The sequence below is a fragment of the Paenibacillus sp. FSL L8-0470 genome (assembly GCF_038008625.1).
Taxonomy (GTDB): domain Bacteria; phylum Bacillota; class Bacilli; order Paenibacillales; family Paenibacillaceae; genus Paenibacillus_AQ.
Window position 1 is genome coordinate 3,034,666 of sequence record NZ_JBBOZM010000001.1, and the last position, 19,386, is coordinate 3,054,051.

Here is a 19,386-nt window from a genome sequence, read left to right on the forward strand (position 1 = left end):
GAGCGGGTTATCCTAATACATAAAGCGCTGTCTGAAGCGCACTCTGTCGAAGGTTTCCTGAGACGACATCGGAACTTCCCGTCCGATACGGACCATAAGGCAGTTGGCCGGATGAGAGCAGATTTCCGGATCATCCGTAGCATACCATACCATATCTACGGTTTTCATCAGCTTCTCCATCATTTTCCGGTAGGCCCATACATCAAGCCCGCTGCCTTTCAGGTCCCAGTGCCAGTAATATTCCGTGGTGTATACGATGCAGTTCTCCAACTGTTCCCGCTCAAAGGCGGTGGAAATTAACAGCTTGCCAAGCCCGCTCCCTCTATATCCGTTAGCTACCTCTACAGCCCCCAGCTCAATAAGATCCATCATTCCCCCCTGTGACCAAAGCTCCATTTCATCCGGATAGTGAAAGGTTACATAGCCTATAACAGTTTGGTCCTCAACAGCGGCGATCACCCGCCCCTCAGGCAGGCCTGCGATGTCTATGAGCGCTTCCAGCTGTTCGCTTGGTTTGCGGAAGGCATCCAGATCAGGATGCATATGCAGGCCCTCCAGCAGGCCAGGAGATAAAGGTCCACTGACTGTAATGTTCTTGCTGTTATATACAAAGGTATGGGAAACGCGGATTTTGCGGTGCTCCATGAATGGGCTCCCTTCGCTTAACTAAGATATGGAATGTAACCGCTTGCTGTGATATACTAATTCCGACATAAAAACTTCACATTTAATACATTGACAGGATTTTCATGGAAATGAATCTCGCCCTTAAAGCTTAAATCAAACTAGTAAGGGAGGCAATAGTAATGGGGCAAGTCCACAGCGAAATTTTGCCGGGCCGCGTGCAAAACGCAAATATGGCGGATTATTCCCAGGCAGTCAGCGAATTCCGGTGGGAGGATGTAGAGAAGGACTTCTCCTGGTATAGTACCGGTAAGGTAAACATGGCCCATGAAGCCGTGGACCGTCATGTGCAGGAAGGCCGTGGGGCGTCAACCGCCTTACTTTACAGCGATTCTTCGAGAGAGGAAAGATATACCTTTTCCGATTTGCAGGAACGCTCCAACCGGTTCGGCAACGTTCTGCGCAAGCACGGCATTGGTAAAGGAGACCGCGTCTTTATTTTTATGCCGCGGAAGCCGGAGCTGTATTTCAGTCTGCTGGGTATTCTTAAGATCGGAGCAGTGGCTGGTCCGCTATTCGAGGCATTTATGGAAACGGCGGTTAAGGACCGGCTTGAGGACAGCGGCGCAGTGGCACTGGTGACTACACCGGAGCTGCTGCACCGGGTGAAGCAGAGTGAGCTGCCGGAACTGCGCCATATTATTGTTGTTGGCGGTGCAACCGATGTGGAGCAGGGGCTATTGGGCTTTGAACAAGAGATGGTGGCAGCTTCAGCTGAACTTGAGCCCGAGTGGCTCAGTTTGGATGACGGGCTGATTATGCATTACACCTCGGGTTCCACAGGTAAACCCAAAGGTGTCTATCATGTACAAAGAGCAATGATCCAACACTATTATAGCGGCAAAATTGTACTGGACCTGCAGCCTGATGATGTCTATTGGTGTACGGCCGATCCAGGCTGGGTCACCGGTACTTCTTATGGCATCTTTGCCCCTTGGCTGAACGGAGTAACCAATGTGGTGCGGGGCGGGCGTTTCAGCCCGCAGGACTGGTACAAGACGATTGAGCGGTTCGCAGTTACTGTATGGTACAGTGCACCTACCGCTTTCCGCATGCTGATGGGAGCAGGGGAGGCTAGCCTGGAGGGCATCAACCTAAGCAGCCTGCGCCATGTGCTATCCGTAGGGGAACCGTTAAATCCGGAAGTTGTCCGCTGGGGTGACAAATTCTATCATCAGCGCATTCATGATACGTGGTGGATGACAGAGACAGGCGCGCAGTTAATCTGCAATTACCCGAGGATGGATATTAAGCCGGGTTCCATGGGACGTCCGCTGCCGGGCATTGAAGCAGCGATATTGGATGACCGGGGCAATGTGCTGCCGCCGTATTCTATGGGCAATCTTGCGATACGAACACCCTGGCCGTCCATGATGGGTGCCATTTGGAACAATAAGGCCAAATACGACGAGTATTTCCGGATTCCGGGATGGTATATCTCGGGTGACTCAGCCTATATGGATGAGGATGGTTATTTTTGGTTCCAGGGCCGGATAGATGATGTAATCAATTCCTCTGGTGAACGGATTGGTCCATTTGAGGTGGAAAGCAAGCTGGTAGAGCATCCGGCGGTAGCCGAGGCTGGGGTCATCGGCAAACCTGATGTGCTGCGGGGAGAGATCATCAAGGCGTTTATTTCCTTGCGGGAAGGTTATTACCCGACCACGGAGCTTAAGGAAGAGATCGCCGCTTTTGTCAAAGCCGGTTTATCCGCTCATGCAGCACCCCGGGAGATCGAATTCAAAGATAAGCTGCCCAAGACACGCTCCGGCAAAATTATGCGCCGGGTGCTGAAAGCCTGGGAGCTGCATCTGCCTGAAGGGGATTTGTCGACCATTGAGGACTAAGCCATGCCGGCAGCATAACAAAAAACACCGTTTCCCGCGAATCCGCGGAAACGGTGTTTTTGCTGTTCTGTATGGATTGCCTCAGGCAATCCGCTAAAGCGTTTATTGACCGTTGCCGGTAGCATTTCCTCCGGCAGCGTTACTTCCACTTCCGCTGTCAAGAGGTGTCTCCGTTCCGTTCACTGGCGGAACGATGATCATACCGGGATCTTCGGTGGCACCCGGTATAGTCTCCCCTTCCGGTGTTGGTTCTGTCCCCGGCAGTTCTGTCGGAGTAGGTGTCGCTTCGGGAGTCGGGGTAGCCCCTCCGGCTACACTGCCGGAAGCTGACTCATGATCGGCTACATCAACGGCGGCCACGTAGAAGGTGGCATTCACACTGGAAGGTGTGCCCGATGAGAAAGAGTTGCCTTCACCGGCTGACAGTACAAGCTGTTTCTTGAATGGGCCTCCTTTCATGGAACGGTACAGCCGGTAGCCTACAACGTCTGATGAGCTGCTAGGCGTAAAGCTGATTACAGCTTTGCCGCTGTTGTAGGACACACTTACTTCGCCTGGAGCAGCAGGAGCCGTACCGTCGTCGACACGCGGATCAACCTCGGTCGGGAAATCGGTTTTGGCATCAGCCGGCATATAATATGACAAATCCTTGTGCTCTTTCATTGCAGGGAAAGCAGCGAGCAGCTCCTTGACCAGATCCTGAATCGGCTTCTCGCGTTTCACCACGATCTTCTCCTTCAGGAAATCCTCAGGGGTTCCTTCCAGCGGGATATAATTCACGCCTTTGTATGTGATGTATTTGGCTTTGGATATTCCGTCATCACTTTCCGTCGGAACATACTTGGCATTGAATATGTCTGTAGTAAATCTGTCGGTTAAAGAGGTAGGCAGCTTGCCGCTATATGCCGAAACCGTCTTTTTGACGATGCCGTCAGGCTTACTGAACTCTTTCGTTACGAACAGCTCAGGCCGCTTGTTAATAACAGCATTCATGACCTTGGTCCATAACGTCTGGGCCTGCCGTTTCTGGGCATCTCCCTGGAGCGTATTGATCTGCTCCTTATAGCCAACCCACATTCCGAGAGTGACATCAGGTGAATAGCCCATAAACCAAACATCGCCGTAATTCTGGGTAGAACCCGTTTTTCCGACAATCGGCACGTCCTTGAAGTGTTTATAATTCTTTCTGACAGTGCTGGCAGTTCCGTTGGTAATGACTGTGCGCAGCATATCCGTCATGAGGTATGCCGTCTGTTTGGAGTAGACCTGCTCCGGATTGACCTTATGCTGGTAAACGACTTTCCCTTCCGAATCGACGATCTTCTCGATCATGTAGGCATCGGTAAAAGCGCCATTGTTCGCGATGGAGGAGTAGGCATTGGTCAGTTCCTCGACGGATACACCATAACGCAGACCGCCGATTACACCGGTTTTTGCACTGTAGTCTTCATCCTGGATGGTTGTAATCCCCAGCTTCTTGGAAAAGGCCCAGGAGTCTTTGATGCCAACCTTCTCATTAAACAGCTTGAGCGCAGGAATGTTCAAAGACTTGTTAAGTGCATAGCGGGCGGTAACCAGACCCTGATAACGGTTATTGGCATTCTTCGGGATGTGGAATCCCTTGGAGCCATCCTTCAGTATGATTGGAGCATCGTCGAGTATGCCGGCAGGCTGGATCAGACCCGCATCAAGTGCAGGCAGATAAGCAGCAATCGGCTTCATGGTCGAGCCGGGCTGACGGACCATCTGCGTAGCATAGTTCATCTGTTCAATGTTGAAGTCCCGGCCTTCGATCATCCCCAGGATGGCTCCGGTCTTGTTCTCAATCATCATCCCGGCTGTCTGTTCCTTGCCTCTGGCCTTGCTGTCTTTTGTGAAATTATCACTGTTCTCGGAGACGCTGTGCATAGCGCTGTATACTTTTTTGTCAATCGTAGTGTATACACGGTATCCGCCGGTCATTAGCTTCTGACGGGCTTCCTCCAGAAGCACTGTGTCTTCTGCCGGACTCGTGGTATCTTTCGCTTCTTTCTTGTCTTCGTTGATCGACAGTAGGATCTCTGCCGCCTTGCGTTCGGTTTCCAGCATCAAGTAAGGAAATGTAGCATAGGCCTTCTTAGAATGCGGTGCCAGAGAGCCTTTGATGTCAAAGAGGCGCGCTTCATCATACTGGGAGGAAGTGATTTTATTCTCTTCCAGCATCCGCCGCAGTACGAGCTGTTGGCGATCTATGGCTCTGTTAAACGCCGTCTCGTTAAATTCACCCACTCCGTTAAACGCGGAATACTTGGAAGGAAGCTGGGGCAGACCGGCCAAATAGGCAGCTTGCGCAACATTCAGCTTCTCCAGGTCCTCCACGCCGAAGATTCCCTTTGATGCGGCTTTGATACCGAACACATTATAACCGTTGGAGCCGTTCCCAAAGGGAACCTTATTAAGATATGCCGTAATAATTTCCTGTTTGGATAAAAAACGTTCAAGCCGCAGGGAGAGCAGGATTTCCTTCACTTTGCGGTCTTCCGTACGGTCCAGATTCAGAAATACACGTCTTGCGAGCTGCTGGGTAAGCGTACTGCCCCCGGTCTGGACCGATTCATTGAGCAGCTTCTGCTTGACGGCACGAAGGGTACTGCTGAAATCCACTCCTTTATGGTCATAGAAGTTATTGTCCTCTATAGCGAGGACTGCATCAATCACAAGCTGTGGAATATCGTTGAATTCAATTAGCCTGCGGTCTTCTTCGGTTCGAAGCTGACCGATCGGTTGCCCATCCCGGAAATAGGCAAACCCGGTCACGGCGTTCAAGCTGACTTGCTGTTGAATCAATTCCTCGGTGCGCACAGGATCATCTTTCACAATGGAAGTTATGTAGCCTGCCAAGGCACCACCAGCAAACAGAATGCCGAGTATGCCGAGTATAAACATCCACTTAACGACTGAACCAAACCTGCGGAGCCAGGATCTTCGGGGTGGATGCTGTTTTACGGTCTTCTTTTTGTTCTCCTCAACCATCGACGATAATCCTCCTTTTAACGGAACTATTATAGCACAATTTGGCGTATTTGAATGCGCTTCTGCCTGAAAGTCGAATTCATGAGGTGTTGACTTTTTAAAAGGTCCTATGGTATAAGTTTACTCAATTGGATATTCGAAAAGCGTAGAAAGACATCAGTAGAAGGAAAGCCATGTGTTTCAGAGAGCCGGTGGGTGGTGCGAACCGGCAGCAGGCCCCTTTGAATTACAGTCTGGAGCTGTCCGGAGGAACTACAAGCGCATTTCGCTTTTTCAGTAGTCCTGGACCGGGTGCAAGCCCGTTATGGCAATGAAGTGAAAGAGAATGCTTGTGCTCCGGCACGGCAAATCTTTAATTAGGGTGGTACCGCGAGCCTCTTACTCGTCCCTTGGGATGAATGAGAGGCTCTTTTTGCGTTCATTGGAATGATTAGTGCTGAAAAACTGGGAGGAATAAGGGAATGACATGGGAAGAGCTTTCAATCAACCAACAGCAGGAAGTTGAGCGTCAGATGGAAGTGATCACGCGCGGTGCCGTGGAAATAGTGCCGGAGGAAGAAATGAAGCGAAAAGTGATCAAATCCGTCGCTGCGGGTATTCCGCTAAAGATCAAACTGGGTCTTGATCCGTCGGCGCCGGATATTCACGTGGGACACACCATTGTGATTCATAAGCTGCGCCAGTTCCAGGAGCTAGGGCATCAGGTGCAGCTGGTTATCGGAGATTTTACCGGACGTATCGGTGATCCTACGGGCAAATCCGAGACGCGGAGGCAGCTTAGCGAAGAAGATGTGCAGCGTAATGCAGAGACCTACAAGAAGCAGATTTACAAGATTCTTGATCCGGAGAAAACAAAGATCTTCTGCAACTCGGAATGGCTCAGCCCGATGTCCTTCTCAGATGTTGTAAAACTGGCGGCAAAAGTAACCGTAGCCCGGATGATGGAACGCGACGATTTTTCCAAACGCTTCCAGGGCGGACAGGCCATCAGCATTCATGAATTTTTCTACCCGCTGATGCAAGGGATGGATTCCGTTGCTCTTAAGACGGACGTAGAGATTGGAGGCACGGACCAGAAGTTCAATGTGCTGATGGGCCGTACACTGCAGAAGGAATATAGCCTGGAACCGCAAGCTGTTATACTGATGCCGCTGCTGGAAGGAATCGACGGTGTGCAGAAGATGAGCAAGAGTCTGGGGAATTACATCGGCATTGATGAAGAGGCTAATGAAATCTATGGCAAGGCGATGTCCGTGCCGGACGAGATGATGCTGAAATACTACGAAATGGCTACAGATATCAGCAATCAGGAGTTCGCTGCCTTGAAAGCGGGTCTGGCCGACGGGACGGCCCATCCGCGGGATGTCAAAATGCGTCTTTCATATACATTAGTACGAATGTACCATGGAACAGCAGCCGCGGAGGCCGCGCAGCAGCACTTCATTACGGTATTCCAGCAGCGTGCGCTCCCGGAGGATATTAAGACAATCTGCATACCGGCTAAAGAGCTGTTGAGCGGCACAATCAAGCTGGTCACGCTGTTAACGCTGCTTGGTTTTGCAGGCTCCAATGGCGAAGCTAAACGTTCGATCCAGCAGGGCTCAGTGAAGCTGAACGGAGTGAAGCAGGAGGATCCGAACGGAGAAATCCAGCCTCAGGAGGGCGACATTATCCAGGTAGGTAAGCGGAAATTTTCCAAATTAACCCTATATTAGTGGTTATTTGGCATAATTCAGTCTAATCTGCCGAAACTTCCATTTCATAATTCTCTTTAGTTAACTCGTAGTCAACTGAGGATTGCAGTTCCCCGAACTGATTTCTCCAGGAGTCATGATGAACCGCAACTTTGCGAAAGCCGAGCTTCTCATAAACATGCTGCGCCCTGTAGTTCTTAAGGTTGGTGTCCAGTATGACTTTTTGAATCTTCATCTGCTTAAACAGGTAGCTGATAAGCATTGTAAGAAACGCACTCCCGAATCCTTGATTATGGTGATTGAAGTTGCAGATTTTAATGCCAATCTCTGCACAGTGCCCGGCTAATATTCTGAAGTTCATTTCCCCAATGGCCACATCATCAATTTCCAGAATCAGGCGATGGTTGCAGCCGTTAGCGGTCTGAAGCATATCCAGAGTCTCTTGGACTGTAGTACCGAGACCTTCCGGATATCCGGCATGGGCCATGATCATTCCATCGTTCCACCAGTTGCACAATGTTTGCGCATCGTCGGCAGTTGCTTCACGAATGACTAAATTATCTTTTATTAGATGCATTCAGGTTCCTCCGATTCAGTAGTTATCCTGAATTTACCACAGAAGCTAATTAAGAAGGAATGGAAAAGACTTGTTAAATAGAATTATCTCGCCTGGCACAAGAACAAGCATACAAAAAAGCCTCCGGAATTCTCCGGAGGCTTTGCTTTGCATTCGCTGTTCGCGAAATCTTAACGGTTGTAGAACTCGACGATTTGTTTCTCATCGATGTCTTGGGACAGCTCAGCGCGTTCTGGCAAACGGATGTATTTACCTTCGAAAGATCCGTCAGCATATTCCAGGTAAGCTGGAAGGTGGGAGCGGTTTTCCAAAGCTTCTTTGATAGAAGTCATAGCGCGGCTTCTTTCGCGAAGGCCGATAACGTCGCCCACGCTTACACGGTAAGAAGCGATGTCGACTTTTTTGCCGTTAACAGTTACGTGTCCGTGGGATACCAACTGACGTGCGCCTGCACGGGAGTTAGCGAAACCAAGACGGTAAACCAGGTTGTCCAGGCGGCTTTCGAGCAGGAACATGAAGTTTTCGCCCGCGATACCTTGGATCTTTTGTGCTTTAGTGAAAAGAGTTTTAAACTGCTTTTCGCCCAAGCCGTACATGTGGCGCAGTTTTTGTTTTTCCAAAAGCTGCATTCCGTAGTTACTTACTTTTCTGCGTTGGTTAGCGCCATGCTGTCCTGGTGGGAAAGGGCGTTTCAGGTCTTTGCCTGTACCGCTAAGGGAAATGCCCAGACGGCGGCTGAGTTTGAATTTAGGTCCGGTGTAACGTGCCATGTTATAGTAGACTCCTTTATATTTGAAATTTCATTGTAGGGCCTATTTGCGCCGCAATCCGTATCCGTGAAAGCGTCAAATGGTTTCACACTGCCAGGGAAGTTCAGCCGCTGCCCTGGCAGTAACGAAATGCGTAGAGGGTGACACAACGTTACGCCCAATTAAGACTTCTTACAGTCTTGTTCAACAATAAATATTATATGAAAACAACAGTTAAAGTCAAGTGCATCTTTAAGGAGATTTTGTCTATCTTTGTCGTTAGTTCTTTGGTCCTAAAAAAAATCCCTGAAATCAGGAAAATATAATGCAATACAGGAAAAAAGAGAGTAAAATATAGCTAATTAGATGTTATCGGAAGATTAATAATATGAGACGCAAAGGGGATCCGCTTATGTCAGTTCAGGAAGCATACGGCCGCAAAGACACTCGTATGCTGTTGCAGGACACTATGCAATCAAGCGGAGATATGATAGATCCCGCCGCATGGCTCAGGGAAACGGATATTGTATCCTATGATTTCCCGTATGCAGCCAATTTGATTGCGGAAAGCTTCGGGGACTGGCGTGGACTGGCTGTTCCTCCCTTCGCGGAATCATGGAACTGGGGTCTGCTGGATTCTGAAGGGAAATGGATTGAACCTTTAGACTCAGATGCCGGCAATATCCGGGAGGAGGGCTGGGATGCGCAATGGGCGGAAGCCGCAGGGCTAAGCCTGCTTTCCGGAGAGGCCAATGCCGTCCCGGAGCAGAAGAACGGACAAGCTGTGTACCTTTTGACCTTGCCGGTGTTTACCCGAGGTCAACGGGAAATCTTTGCTCTGCTTGCCTGTTCCATGACTGCCGTGGAGTATGAGCAGGGTGGAAAGAATACGGCTGAAGCAATGGCCATGCATTTCCAGACCTGCTTTTACCGCAGGTTTGAGCATGTTTTTGTATCAGATCTAGCGGGAGTGTACCAGCATGCCGAGCGGGAGAGTATCCGCCGTTCGCTCCTGTTCCAGATTGTCCAGCGGATGCACGACAACATTGATGTTGATGCCGTACTTACCGAGGTCATTGAGAGTATTGCCGCGATGTATCCGGGTGCCAGACTGGAGCTGTTTATGTCACAGGACCACCGCAGCACGCATCCGCAGGTAAAGCCGCTTCCGCTGCTTTGGGATAGTGATGATGTCTGCGCGCGTGCCTTCAAGGACGGCCGGGTAGCACTGCATGCCGGGCGCGAGGACAGTCAGCATGTGGAGGTCGGCCTCCCGCTCGGAGGGAAGCAGGGCGTGTACGGTGTCTTCCATATGATTATGGATAAACCGGTTTTTTCGGAGGTTGACCTGCGTTTCCTCTCGATGGTTGCCGATACGGCCGGGACAGCGTTTGAGAATGCCAAGCTGTATGAACGCTCCAACCAGCTTATTCGTGAATTGCGTATGAGCAATGAAATGACACAGCGTTTGAACCAAAGCCTGCGGCTCGGTGATATTTTTCAGTATGCCTTTGAAGAGCTGCTGGAGATGTTTGCTGCCGATTATTGCTGCATTCTGCATATGAATGAAGAGAAAGGCGGGCTGGAGGCGATTGCCTGCAATCATCTTCCGCTGCGCAATGAACTTATAGAAGTAGGGCAGGGGCTGGGAGGCAATGTCTACACTACAGGTGAGCCGATCATTTTGTCGGACTATTTAAATACGCCGGGACCCTCTTCGAAGCTCATGGACGCAACTTGCTCGCAGTCGCTGATTGCCACCCCCCTTAATGTAGGCGGAGAAGTACGCGGTGCAATTATGCTTGCCCACCGGGAACCGTATTTCTTCTCCTATGACAGCTTTAGGCTGCTGCAGGCGATGGCGGGCCACATCGGGCTTGCTGTAGGAAACGCCCGGCTGCATGCTGAGGTGCGGTTCCTGGCCAACCGTGACAGTCTCACCGGTCTTTATGCCCGCCATTACCTGGATGAGGAGATCAAGGAGAGGCAGACGTCGGACTTCTGCGGCTCTTTGATTGTCGTTGATATTGATCAGTTTAAGACGGTCAATGATACCTATGGCCATCAGAAGGGGGACAAAATTCTGAAGCAGGTGAGCGAAATTGTGAAGTCCTCCATCCGCCAAGGCGATATCGCTGCCAGATGGGGCGGGGAGGAGCTGGCGGTCTATTTGCCGCAGCTGGGGGTGCAGCAGGCTTTTTATGTAGCCGAACGGATCCGCAAGCGTGTAATGGGTGAGACCGAGCCTCGTGTTACTGTATCCTGCGGCATCGCGGAATGGAGTTGGACAGATGAACGGGTGAGTGTGGAGTCGCTGTTCTACAGGGCCGATATGGCACTTTACGAAGCGAAGAATAACGGCCGCAATCAGGTTGTCATCGATACCAAGAAAGTGGATAATACGGCAAAGAATCCTCTCGCCTGACGGCGGGGATTCTTTTTTTTGAAAAATATATCAAAGTATAAGCCCGGGCAGCAGGGGGAACCTATTATTAATTGTTCACCCGGGTACTTCTATTTGGCCTCGGCTCCGCCTCCGGGTGAATTTGTAGGAGCAACTACATTTGACCGGGAAAGGCTTGAACACGATGAAATTACCTTTATGGCGGCGCGAGACGATCCTTGTAGTTCTATCTTTATATTGCCTGCTATGCAGCGGCTGTGGTGCCATTTCGGATAAGCCTGCTGACCAGGAGCTTAGTCTCGTTCTGGCCGGGATGGATGGTACGGACGGAGTATCCTTTGAAGGTGCTGCTGCATTACTGCTGGGAGGGAAGCCGGTTGAGCAATCGGCGCTCTATTATGGTGGAAAGGTTGCAGATCACAACAAGGTAAGTCTGTATACTTTGCTGCCGGATGAGAATGGGAAGACCAAGTCAGCGGCTAAAGCTGGTCTGAAAAAGCTTGAACAGAGACAAACTCCCGAGGCATACTACACGCAATTGGAGAAAAAGGATGGGGAATGGACAATGCTGACCGGTACTCCAGCAGCGAATGCCGGTAATCCGCTTCCTGCGCTCAATCCGCTGCTTCAGCTGGAAGAACTGGAGGGCAATGAGAAAAAGGTAACGAAGCGGGCAGGAGCCGTCAGAGGGACCAAAGAACTTCGGATCGAGCTGACACCAGGAGAGGCAAGGAAACAGCTGTCTGCCGAACTGGAGAGAGAGATGCTGCTGATCCGTCCGTCCGGTGACAGCAAGCCACAGGAGGCCGCAGGCAAGCCCAAACAGGTCAATGAGGCAATGATGGCATTATGGGAGCAGAAGGACGAGGAGCTGCGGCAGAGGCTCAAGCAAGCCGAAATTTCATCGGTGTATTATCTGAAGGTGGATGTGAAGCGCAATCTGCCCAAGCGGCTGACCTGGACCCGGAAGGTAAACTATCCATCTGCTGCAGGAAGTGACGCCGAAGAAACCTACATCACCAAAGTTGATTTTTATGGTTACCGGTGAAGCAGAGCTGACTGACCATGAGATCTTGCGCTCTTAAGCGGGCGTGCTACAATAGAATAGTATGCTTATTTTTAGTGATGAGGAAGGAAGAGAGAAGAATGAAGGATCCAAGAATTCAAAAGCTTGCGGCAAACCTTGTAGGGTATTCCGTAAATGTGCAGCCGGGCGAGAACGTGCTCGTTGAAATGATCGGCAGCGAAAGAGATCTAATTAAAGCTGTTGTGGAGGAAGTCGGCAAAGCCGGTGGCAACGCATTCGTGCAGCTGACGGACCGGACTGTTCTGCGCAGCATGCTTCAATATGCTACCCGTGAGAGTCTGCAGACCTGGGCAGAGATTGATCTGAACCGGATGAAGCAAATGGATTGTTATATCGGTATCCGTGCAGGAGAGAATGTCAATGATCTGGCTGATGTGCCGGAAGAGAATATGAAGCTGTACAATTCCCTATATTCCCACCCGGTACATAGTGAACAACGCGTGAAGCACACCAAATGGGTAGTTCTGCGCTATCCTAATGCGAGCATGGCCCAACTGGCGAATACGACTACGGAAGCATTTGAAGACTTCTACTTCGAGGTGTGCAACCTGGATTATGCCAAAATGGACAAAGCGCAGGATGCGCTTGCTGAGCTGATGCGTGCAACCGATAAGGTGCGTATCGCGGGACCTGGAACAGAGCTCACGTTCTCCATTAAGGGCATCGGTGCAGAGAAATGCTCCGGCCAAAAAAACATTCCCGACGGCGAGGTTTACAGCGCTCCAGTTCGTGATTCCGTCAACGGCACGATCAGCTACAACGCTGCGACACTTTATAACGGTGTGACTTTTGAAAATGTAAAATTCAAATTCGAGAACGGCAAAATTGTCGAAGCGTCCAGCAATGATACGGTTCGCTTGAACGAAATTCTGGATTCCGACGACGGCGCACGCCATATCGGTGAATTTGCCATTGGCTTCAACCCCTACATTCTCCATCCGATGAAGGACATTTTGTTCGATGAAAAAATCGCCGGCAGCTTGCATTTCACCCCGGGCCAGGCTTATGATGTGACTGATAATGGCAACCGCTCGTCCATTCACTGGGATCTGGTGCTGATTCAGCGTCCGGAATACGGCGGCGGAGAAATCTATTTTGATGATGTGCTGATCCGCAAGGATGGTATCTTCGTTATTCCGGAACTTCAAGGTCTGAACCCGGAAAACCTGAAATAAGATGTAATAAAAAGAAAACACCTTGCGCGAGTAAGCGGATTCAATGTATCATGGAATTGATTAGAAAAGACTTTGTTCCATAATCAAGTTGCGGAGGGATTCCTATGTCCAGTAACAATGCGGCAATCGTGGATATTGCCCAAACGGCAAGCCAGTTCAACTCTTCTATCGTTCTTCAAGCGGACAACAAGTATATTGATGTTAAGAGTATTCTTGGGTTGTTCACTACTCTGGTCTCCAGCCAAAGCTACGAGCTTCATGTTCATGGCACAGATGCCGAAGAAGCGAAAAAAGCAATGAGTGAAGTTTTTGCCAAACACGGTTTGAATTTTACAGTTGTTGCGGAGTAATCTACTATTTCCGAAGACGTCCTGCCCTTGCGGTGGGGCGTTTTTATATATATTAAAAACTGAATTCTTGTATTGGGTTCGGATTTCGACTAATATTAAACTAAATAGCATTTGCAGCTGTAACTTTTGGACATGGGGGGGAAAATGCATGACTTCATCGGATTTGCAGGAACAGCTTAATCTTAAAGCGATCACTCTTCTACAAGAAGATGCCGATAAAATTCAGAAGCTCATCGAAGTGCAGATGGAGAATCTGGCGACTCGTTACTGCCCTCTCTATGAGGAAGTGCTGGATACCCAGATGTACGGCTTCTCCAAAGAGGTCGATTTTGCGGTCAGAGCGGGACTGGTGCCTGAGCAAACGGGCAAGCTTGTGCTGAGCGAGCTGGAACGCAATTTGGCCGTGTTGTACGAAGCTCTGAATAAGAAGGCGGAAGAGCGCGAGCTGTAAGCCAAGTCTCTAACCATTTATAAAAACGCACATGAGGACCGCCGGGCCGCTCATGTGCGTTTTTTGTTTTGTATGAAGTGTAGCAGCTTCCGGCGGGGGTCAACCTTATACCAGGTAGAAAGAGACACCTAGAATCATATAAACAACGAGCAGCAGAAGTCCTTCGTACCAGTTGGTCGCACCGTCCTGTATGATCGATTTAGCAATAAACACAGAGACGGCGATGGCGACGATCTCGATGATGGTGAACACAATATCCATCGTATCGCCCATAAAGTAGCTGGCAAAGATCAGAACGGGGGCTACGAACAAGGCAATCTGCAGGCTGCTGCCGACGGCGATCTCCACGGCGGCGCCGATCTTGTTCTTCATCGCCAGCATGATCGCGGCACTGTGCTCCGCGGCGTTACCGATAATCGCCACAAGGAATGCACCAACGAACAGCTCACTGAACCCGAAACGTTCGGTTAAGGTCTCCAGTGTACCCACCAGCCATTCACTGACGAAAGCGACCATCACTGTAGCCAGTACAAGATAGAGAATGGATTTGTTCTTCGACCAGATGGGCGCGTGCTCGTTCGGCAGCTCTTCGTCGCCGTCCACAGTGACATCCTCCAAGTATTTCTTGTGTGTTATCATGGAGAAGACCAGCCAGGCGATATAAGCAGCGATAAGCAGCCCAGCGACAACAAGACTTAGCACATCGGTGTCCTTCTCCGTGATGGAGTGGGTGTTGAAGAACATGGCGGGAACAAACAAGGCAATGACGGCCACGATCATCAAGGAACCGTTCAGCCCGGCCAATGTGACATTGAAATTCTGAACCTTGAATTTCATGCCGCCGGCAAAGATGCTGAGCCCGAGAACGAGCAGCAGATTACCGATGATCGAACCGGTGAGAGAGGCTTTAACCATGTCATACAGCCCTTCCTTGACCAGGAAGAAGGCGATGATCAGTTCGGCCGCATTGCCGAAGGTTGCGTTAAGAAAACCTCCAAGCCGCTGACCGGCGTAATGGGCTACGCTTTCTGTGGCCCGGCCCAGGAAACCTGCCACAAAAATAACGGCGATGGCAGATACCACGAACTGAAGGGTGTGGTCCCAATCTGCATAGTGACCAATTGCGCTAAGTAGGAAAGTAATGACCATTAGCGAAGGTGAAATCCATTTTTTCAAGTGTGGCACACTCCAGTCTTGTATATGTAGGTTGAATTCATAATTCAATATAACCAAATTGATCCAGTGTGTAAACGGGCATGATAGAATGTCATTTGCTTTTTAGCCTGTTTTCGAATTACAATAATTGATAATGAGTGTAGGGGGGATATGGCATGGCGGAACAACTTCAATTGGAAATGGGAAACATACGGATATCAAATGATGTCGTCTCGAAAATTGCCGGCTTGGCTGCCTTGGAGACTCCGGGAATTGCGGCCATGTCAGGCGGCTTGTCAGAAGGCTGGGCTAAGCGTCTGAGCGGTAAAAACGTGCAAAAGGGTGTTACCGTTGAAGTGGGACAGCTTGAAGCAGCCGTTGATTTGCGTATTATTGTTCTCTATGAAACTCCGATCCACGAGGTATGCCGGATGCTTCAGCAGAATGTGCGCGAAGCAGTGGAGAGCATGACAGGGCTTCATATTGTTGAGGTTAATGTCAAAGTAGAAGGCGTAGCCTTTAAGAATGACGAAATTTCGTAAGCGGTTATTCCCGTCTCTCCAAGTGAGTCGCGGGGCATGACAAAAAGGCAGTCCGGGAGGTTCTCTCCGGACTGCCTTTTTGTATAATAATTTATATGCTTCACTCTATAAATTATCCTTCTATGTACCCTTAGCGGGCCCGGATACCTCTGACGGTGGTTACAGATTTCGTGACCTCCTCCTTGGCGGGACGGTTGGTTTCTCTCGAAATGCTGAGCATGATTCCCATGCACAGCATGGAAACAAGCAGAGAGGAACCTCCATAGCTGATGAAAGGCAGGGTTACCCCCGTCAACGGAATCGTCTTCGTCACCCCGCCGATGTTGACAAAGGCCTGGATGGCAATCAGCCCCATGACTCCGATGCCGACGAGTGTGCCGAAGGGATCGGTGCACCTGAGTGCAATCAGAATGCCTCGCCAGATAAAGTACAGATACAGCAGGAGAAAGATCGAGGTTCCAACAAACCCAAGCTCCTCCCCGATTATCGCAAATATAAAGTCAGTATACGGATATGGCAGGTAATGAAGTTTCTGCACGCTTTGTCCAAATCCGGAGCCTGTAGTTCCGCCTTCTCCGAGGGCAATCAAAGACTGCATGATATTATAGCCGCTGTCTGAAGCATCTTGAGAGGGATCCAGGAAGGCTGAAATCCGGTCTTTTCTGTAATCATTGGCGGCCATGTTCTCACTTGTAGGCGGGGACAAGGAATCAATCGCTGTCTTTGCCCCCATTACAAGTCCAACCCCCAGCACTAGCAAGGCGATTGAACCGAGAATATGCTTCATACTGGCCCCCCCGGCATAAATGACAAGCCCGCTGGTAGCTATCAGAATAAGACAGGAGCCTAGATCCGGCTGCATCATAATCAGACCGGCCACAATTCCCACAATGACCATCACCGGAATATAACCGGTGCGCAAATCCCTCAGCCGCTCGCCTTTTTTGGAAATAAGTGCAGATAAATAAAGGATAATTGAGAGTTTGGCCAGCTCGGTAGGCTGGATGCCCAGCTTCCCGATGCTCAGCCAGCTTTTTGCACCGTTGATACGCTCCGTAAAAGCCACTACAAGCAGCAGAATCAAGGTAAGGATGAAGATGGGCACGTACCACTTTTTGAATTTGCTGTAATGGATATTCATGACCGTAAACATGACGATGGTTCCCAGTACGACAAAGACAACTTGTTTTTTTACAAAATACAACGAATCATTGCCGAATTTATGACTGGCCAGGGTGAGACTGGAGCTGGCGCTGAAAACCATAACCAGTCCAAAGCCGACAAGGAGCAAAGTGAGAATAAGCAGTTGGAAGTCGGGTGTTCCTCTTTTGGGCAGGCTGACTTTTTTGGTTGTCTTTCCCTTTACGCTACTCAAGCTTCCAACAGCTCTTTCAGTTCATGTATCCGCTTGGCGGCAGTGTCCAGTACAGGCTGCGGCACAGGGGAAGTATACTCCAGGCCATGGGGAAAGGTTGCTTTACCCAAGTAAACGGCTTCAATGGTAAGTATGGTCTCCGGCTTTTCCAGCTTTCCTTCGACAGCGCGCGTATTGATCCGCAGGAAGTATTCTCCGCCGTTCTGCTGATCTTCGATCTTACAGTCGTAAGTGGCGCGATAGTATTCCCATTGCCAGCGGATGAACCCGGCCTTAGCCGCGCTTTCGTCCAGATAGAGAAGATCGCTTTTCAATCCTACGAGGCCCGTGTTCTCAAATATCATAGCGCACATATCCCCTTTATGAAGTATAATGATTATTTCTGATCGCAATTATAGACGTCTACCTCATGATAGTATGTTTCCCAAGGTTGCGCAAGGGCAGGCGGGGCCTGGAGATACCCACTTTTTTGCGTTTCTGCTACAATAAAAGAAATATAGCTCTTTGCGGCTGGGATATGAAGATGCGAAGCGCTTGCTGTCTTGGCCGGAGCGGGTTATCGGGAGAAGGGAATGGAGTGAATATGGACAGGTTAGCAATTGAACAGCTGCTGCCGGAAATGGTGGAATGGCGCCGCCATCTGCACCGTCATCCGGAATTGTCGTACCAGGAGAAGGAGACGTCAGCTTATGTAGCGGCCAGATTGGCTGAATTCGGAATTGAGGTAAGAAGAAGCGGAGCCGGTTATGGACTGACAGGAATCCTTAAGGGAACACGGCCAGGCAAAACTGTGGTTCTGCGCGCGGATATGGACGCCCTGAATATCACGGAGGAGAACGGCAGCGAGTATGCCTCACAGAATAAAGGGGTCATGCATGCCTGCGGCCACGACGGGCATACAGCCATGCTGCTCGCCGCTGCTTCGTATTACAGCAACCGCCGTGAAGAGATCACAGGAGAACTGCGGTTTCTGTTCCAGCCGGCGGAAGAGATTTGCCCCGGCGGAGCGCAGGGCATGATTGCCGAAGGCGTGCTGGAGGGGGCAGATGCTATCTATGGTCTGCATCTATGGACTCCGCTTCCACTGGGCACCATCGGCAGTGCGCCCGGACCGCTAATGGCTTCTGCGGATGAGTTTTTTATTGATATTACCGGCAGAGGCGGACACGGCGGCATGCCCCATCGCACCATCGACAGCATTGTGGCTGGTGCAGCGCTTGTCACTGCACTGCAAAGCATTGTCAGCCGTTCCGTTGATCCGCTCTGTCCCGCTGTTGTCAGCGTAGGAACGATTCAGGGAGGTTCTGCCCAGAATATCATCGCGGAACGCTGCCGGATAACCGGAACGGTGCGCGCGTTTGATGAGGAGACGCGGTACTTAATCCGGCGGAGAATTGAAGAGCTTACAGCCTCTATAGCTGCAGCATATGGTGCGGAATCCAAGCTTGACTACCTCATGGGGTACCCGCCGCTTGTCAATCATGAAGCGGAATTCAACCGTTTTTTCCGCGTGGCTCCTAAGGCACTAGGTGATTCCGCAGAGGTTGTCCATATGGAGAAGCTTATGCCGGCGGAGGATTTCTCGTATTATGTCAAAGAGATTCCCGGCTGTTTCATCTTTGTGGGTGCTGGCAATCCGGATAAAGGGGCGGTTTATCCGCATCACCACAGCAAATTCGATTTTGACGAAGAGGCCATGCTGCATGGAGCCAAGCTGCTGGTGGCGATGGCTGATTCTTGTCTGAACGAATAATCTTTTGCCGTATAATTTGAATACATTTGGGAAACCTACTCCCGTATAACATAGCGATATGACAGGAGGAAGGTTTAATGAAGACAGTCAAAGAGGTAATGACCACGCGCACTGCTACGGTTACACTGCTCGATAATCTATATGAGGTTGCCGTTAAGATGAGAGACTATGACACCGGATTTGTTCCTGTCGTTGATTCTAATGATGGAGAAACATTAATTGGCGTAATTACAGACCGGGATCTTGTGCTTAGAGGTTATGCGGACAAGCATTCAGGGTCAACCTCCGTGGAAACGGTGATGAGCAAAGAGGTCATCACTGTTTCCGAATCTGCATCTGTGGATGAGGCGGCTGAACTAATGGCTTCAGCACAAATCCGCCGCCTGCCGGTGGTCCAGGGGAAGAAGCTGATCGGCATCGTATCGCTTGGCGATTTGGCGGTAAAGCGTATCTTCGCGGACGAAGCGGGAGAAGCGCTCAGCGAAATCTCGCAGCGGCAGCTGCACTGAATAGTAATACAAGGGAAGCTCA

Annotated in this window: 17 protein-coding genes and 1 other annotated feature; of the genes, 10 read left to right on the forward strand and 7 right to left on the reverse strand. The window is 50.2% G+C overall.

Going from position 1 to position 19,386, the window contains the following annotated elements; all coding sequences use genetic code 11:
- Positions 1 to 12: 12 nt before the first annotated feature.
- A complete protein-coding gene (locus NST99_RS13700) occupies positions 13 to 645 on the reverse strand; it encodes a GNAT family N-acetyltransferase (protein WP_076112048.1) in 633 nt (210 codons plus the stop codon).
- 161 nt (positions 646 to 806) lie between these two features.
- On the opposite strand from NST99_RS13700, the gene acsA reads away from it, so the two are divergent.
- Positions 807 to 2,531, forward strand: coding sequence for an acetate--CoA ligase (acsA, locus tag NST99_RS13705; RefSeq protein WP_341092404.1), 1,725 nt, complete (start codon positions 807 to 809; stop codon positions 2,529 to 2,531).
- A gap of 102 nt (positions 2,532 to 2,633) precedes the next feature.
- On the opposite strand, the gene NST99_RS13710 is transcribed toward acsA, so the two are convergent.
- On the reverse strand, positions 2,634 to 5,543 hold the full coding sequence (locus NST99_RS13710) for a transglycosylase domain-containing protein (RefSeq protein ID WP_341092406.1): 2,910 nt from the start codon (positions 5,541 to 5,543) through the stop codon (positions 2,634 to 2,636).
- Between the two features lie 137 nt (positions 5,544 to 5,680).
- Positions 5,681 to 5,936: a binding site (T-box leader), on the forward strand.
- Between the two features lie 68 nt (positions 5,937 to 6,004).
- Here NST99_RS13710 and tyrS point away from each other — a divergent pair.
- Positions 6,005 to 7,258, forward strand: coding sequence for a tyrosine--tRNA ligase (gene tyrS / locus NST99_RS13715; RefSeq protein ID WP_341092407.1), 1,254 nt, complete (start codon positions 6,005 to 6,007; stop codon positions 7,256 to 7,258).
- Positions 7,259 to 7,280: 22 nt separating this feature from the next.
- Here tyrS and NST99_RS13720 read toward each other — a convergent pair whose 3' ends face one another.
- Together NST99_RS13720 and rpsD are read right to left on the reverse strand one after the other, a co-directional pair.
- Positions 7,281 to 7,814, reverse strand: a complete 534-nt coding sequence (locus tag NST99_RS13720) for a GNAT family N-acetyltransferase (protein WP_341092408.1) — start codon at positions 7,812 to 7,814, stop codon at positions 7,281 to 7,283.
- A 170-nt stretch (positions 7,815 to 7,984) separates the two neighbouring features.
- Positions 7,985 to 8,584: a 30S ribosomal protein S4 gene (gene rpsD / locus NST99_RS13725; protein WP_038590482.1), complete on the reverse strand. Its 600-nt coding sequence runs from the start codon at positions 8,582 to 8,584 to the stop codon at positions 7,985 to 7,987.
- A gap of 391 nt (positions 8,585 to 8,975) precedes the next feature.
- Between rpsD and NST99_RS13730 the strand changes: the two genes are divergently transcribed.
- From NST99_RS13730 to NST99_RS13750, 5 genes are all read left to right on the forward strand, one after another.
- Entirely contained in the window at positions 8,976 to 10,988 is a 2,013-nt protein-coding gene (locus NST99_RS13730; RefSeq protein WP_341092410.1) for a sensor domain-containing diguanylate cyclase, read from the forward strand.
- A gap of 139 nt (positions 10,989 to 11,127) precedes the next feature.
- Entirely contained in the window at positions 11,128 to 12,015 is an 888-nt protein-coding gene (locus tag NST99_RS13735) for a hypothetical protein (protein ID WP_341092412.1), read from the forward strand.
- Positions 12,016 to 12,113: 98 nt separating this feature from the next.
- Positions 12,114 to 13,229 carry an aminopeptidase gene (locus NST99_RS13740; protein ID WP_038590487.1) on the forward strand — a complete coding sequence of 372 codons (1,116 nt, stop codon included), beginning with the start codon at positions 12,114 to 12,116 and terminating at the stop codon, positions 13,227 to 13,229.
- A gap of 104 nt (positions 13,230 to 13,333) precedes the next feature.
- Positions 13,334 to 13,579 carry an HPr family phosphocarrier protein gene (locus tag NST99_RS13745; protein WP_038590490.1) on the forward strand — a complete coding sequence of 82 codons (246 nt, stop codon included), beginning with the start codon at positions 13,334 to 13,336 and terminating at the stop codon, positions 13,577 to 13,579.
- A gap of 148 nt (positions 13,580 to 13,727) precedes the next feature.
- Positions 13,728 to 14,030 (forward strand): YlaN family protein, encoded by a 303-nt coding sequence (locus NST99_RS13750; protein ID WP_038590492.1) that lies wholly within the window; start codon positions 13,728 to 13,730, stop codon positions 14,028 to 14,030.
- Positions 14,031 to 14,135: 105 nt separating this feature from the next.
- Here the strand turns inward: NST99_RS13750 and cax are convergent, their stop codons facing one another.
- Positions 14,136 to 15,206: a calcium/proton exchanger gene (gene cax, locus NST99_RS13755; protein WP_341092414.1), complete on the reverse strand. Its 1,071-nt coding sequence runs from the start codon at positions 15,204 to 15,206 to the stop codon at positions 14,136 to 14,138.
- A gap of 155 nt (positions 15,207 to 15,361) precedes the next feature.
- On the opposite strand from cax, the gene NST99_RS13760 reads away from it, so the two are divergent.
- Positions 15,362 to 15,727, forward strand: a complete 366-nt coding sequence (locus NST99_RS13760) for an Asp23/Gls24 family envelope stress response protein (RefSeq protein ID WP_019911482.1) — start codon at positions 15,362 to 15,364, stop codon at positions 15,725 to 15,727.
- Positions 15,728 to 15,857: 130 nt separating this feature from the next.
- On the opposite strand, the gene ftsW is transcribed toward NST99_RS13760, so the two are convergent.
- Both ftsW and NST99_RS13770 read right to left on the reverse strand, forming a co-directional pair.
- A complete protein-coding gene (gene ftsW / locus NST99_RS13765; protein ID WP_341092416.1) occupies positions 15,858 to 17,102 on the reverse strand; it encodes a putative lipid II flippase FtsW in 1,245 nt (414 codons plus the stop codon).
- Positions 17,099 to 17,446: a YugN family protein gene (locus tag NST99_RS13770; RefSeq protein WP_341092417.1), complete on the reverse strand. Its 348-nt coding sequence runs from the start codon at positions 17,444 to 17,446 to the stop codon at positions 17,099 to 17,101. Before NST99_RS13770 ends, ftsW begins: the two co-directional genes overlap by 4 nt.
- A gap of 239 nt (positions 17,447 to 17,685) precedes the next feature.
- Between NST99_RS13770 and NST99_RS13775 the strand changes: the two genes are divergently transcribed.
- Together NST99_RS13775 and NST99_RS13780 are read left to right on the forward strand one after the other, a co-directional pair.
- Positions 17,686 to 18,855 carry a M20 family metallopeptidase gene (locus NST99_RS13775; RefSeq protein ID WP_341092418.1) on the forward strand — a complete coding sequence of 390 codons (1,170 nt, stop codon included), beginning with the start codon at positions 17,686 to 17,688 and terminating at the stop codon, positions 18,853 to 18,855.
- 77 nt (positions 18,856 to 18,932) lie between these two features.
- On the forward strand, positions 18,933 to 19,364 hold the full coding sequence (locus NST99_RS13780) for a CBS domain-containing protein (protein WP_341092420.1): 432 nt from the start codon (positions 18,933 to 18,935) through the stop codon (positions 19,362 to 19,364).
- Positions 19,365 to 19,386: the final 22 nt, after the last annotated feature.

Coding starts and splice junctions, on each gene's coding strand:
- NST99_RS13700 (WP_076112048.1), bottom strand. CDS start 645: ATGGAGCACCGCAAAATCCGCGTTTCCCATACCTTTGTATATAACAGC.
- acsA (WP_341092404.1), top strand. CDS start 807: ATGGGGCAAGTCCACAGCGAAATTTTGCCGGGCCGCGTGCAAAACGCA.
- NST99_RS13710 (WP_341092406.1), bottom strand. CDS start 5,543: ATGGTTGAGGAGAACAAAAAGAAGACCGTAAAACAGCATCCACCCCGA.
- tyrS (WP_341092407.1), top strand. CDS start 6,005: ATGACATGGGAAGAGCTTTCAATCAACCAACAGCAGGAAGTTGAGCGT.
- NST99_RS13720 (WP_341092408.1), bottom strand. CDS start 7,814: ATGCATCTAATAAAAGATAATTTAGTCATTCGTGAAGCAACTGCCGAC.
- rpsD (WP_038590482.1), bottom strand. CDS start 8,584: ATGGCACGTTACACCGGACCTAAATTCAAACTCAGCCGCCGTCTGGGC.
- NST99_RS13730 (WP_341092410.1), top strand. CDS start 8,976: ATGTCAGTTCAGGAAGCATACGGCCGCAAAGACACTCGTATGCTGTTG.
- NST99_RS13740 (WP_038590487.1), top strand. CDS start 12,114: ATGAAGGATCCAAGAATTCAAAAGCTTGCGGCAAACCTTGTAGGGTAT.
- NST99_RS13745 (WP_038590490.1), top strand. CDS start 13,334: ATGTCCAGTAACAATGCGGCAATCGTGGATATTGCCCAAACGGCAAGC.
- NST99_RS13750 (WP_038590492.1), top strand. CDS start 13,728: ATGACTTCATCGGATTTGCAGGAACAGCTTAATCTTAAAGCGATCACT.
- NST99_RS13760 (WP_019911482.1), top strand. CDS start 15,362: ATGGCGGAACAACTTCAATTGGAAATGGGAAACATACGGATATCAAAT.
- NST99_RS13770 (WP_341092417.1), bottom strand. CDS start 17,446: ATGATATTTGAGAACACGGGCCTCGTAGGATTGAAAAGCGATCTTCTC.
- NST99_RS13775 (WP_341092418.1), top strand. CDS start 17,686: ATGGACAGGTTAGCAATTGAACAGCTGCTGCCGGAAATGGTGGAATGG.
- NST99_RS13780 (WP_341092420.1), top strand. CDS start 18,933: ATGAAGACAGTCAAAGAGGTAATGACCACGCGCACTGCTACGGTTACA.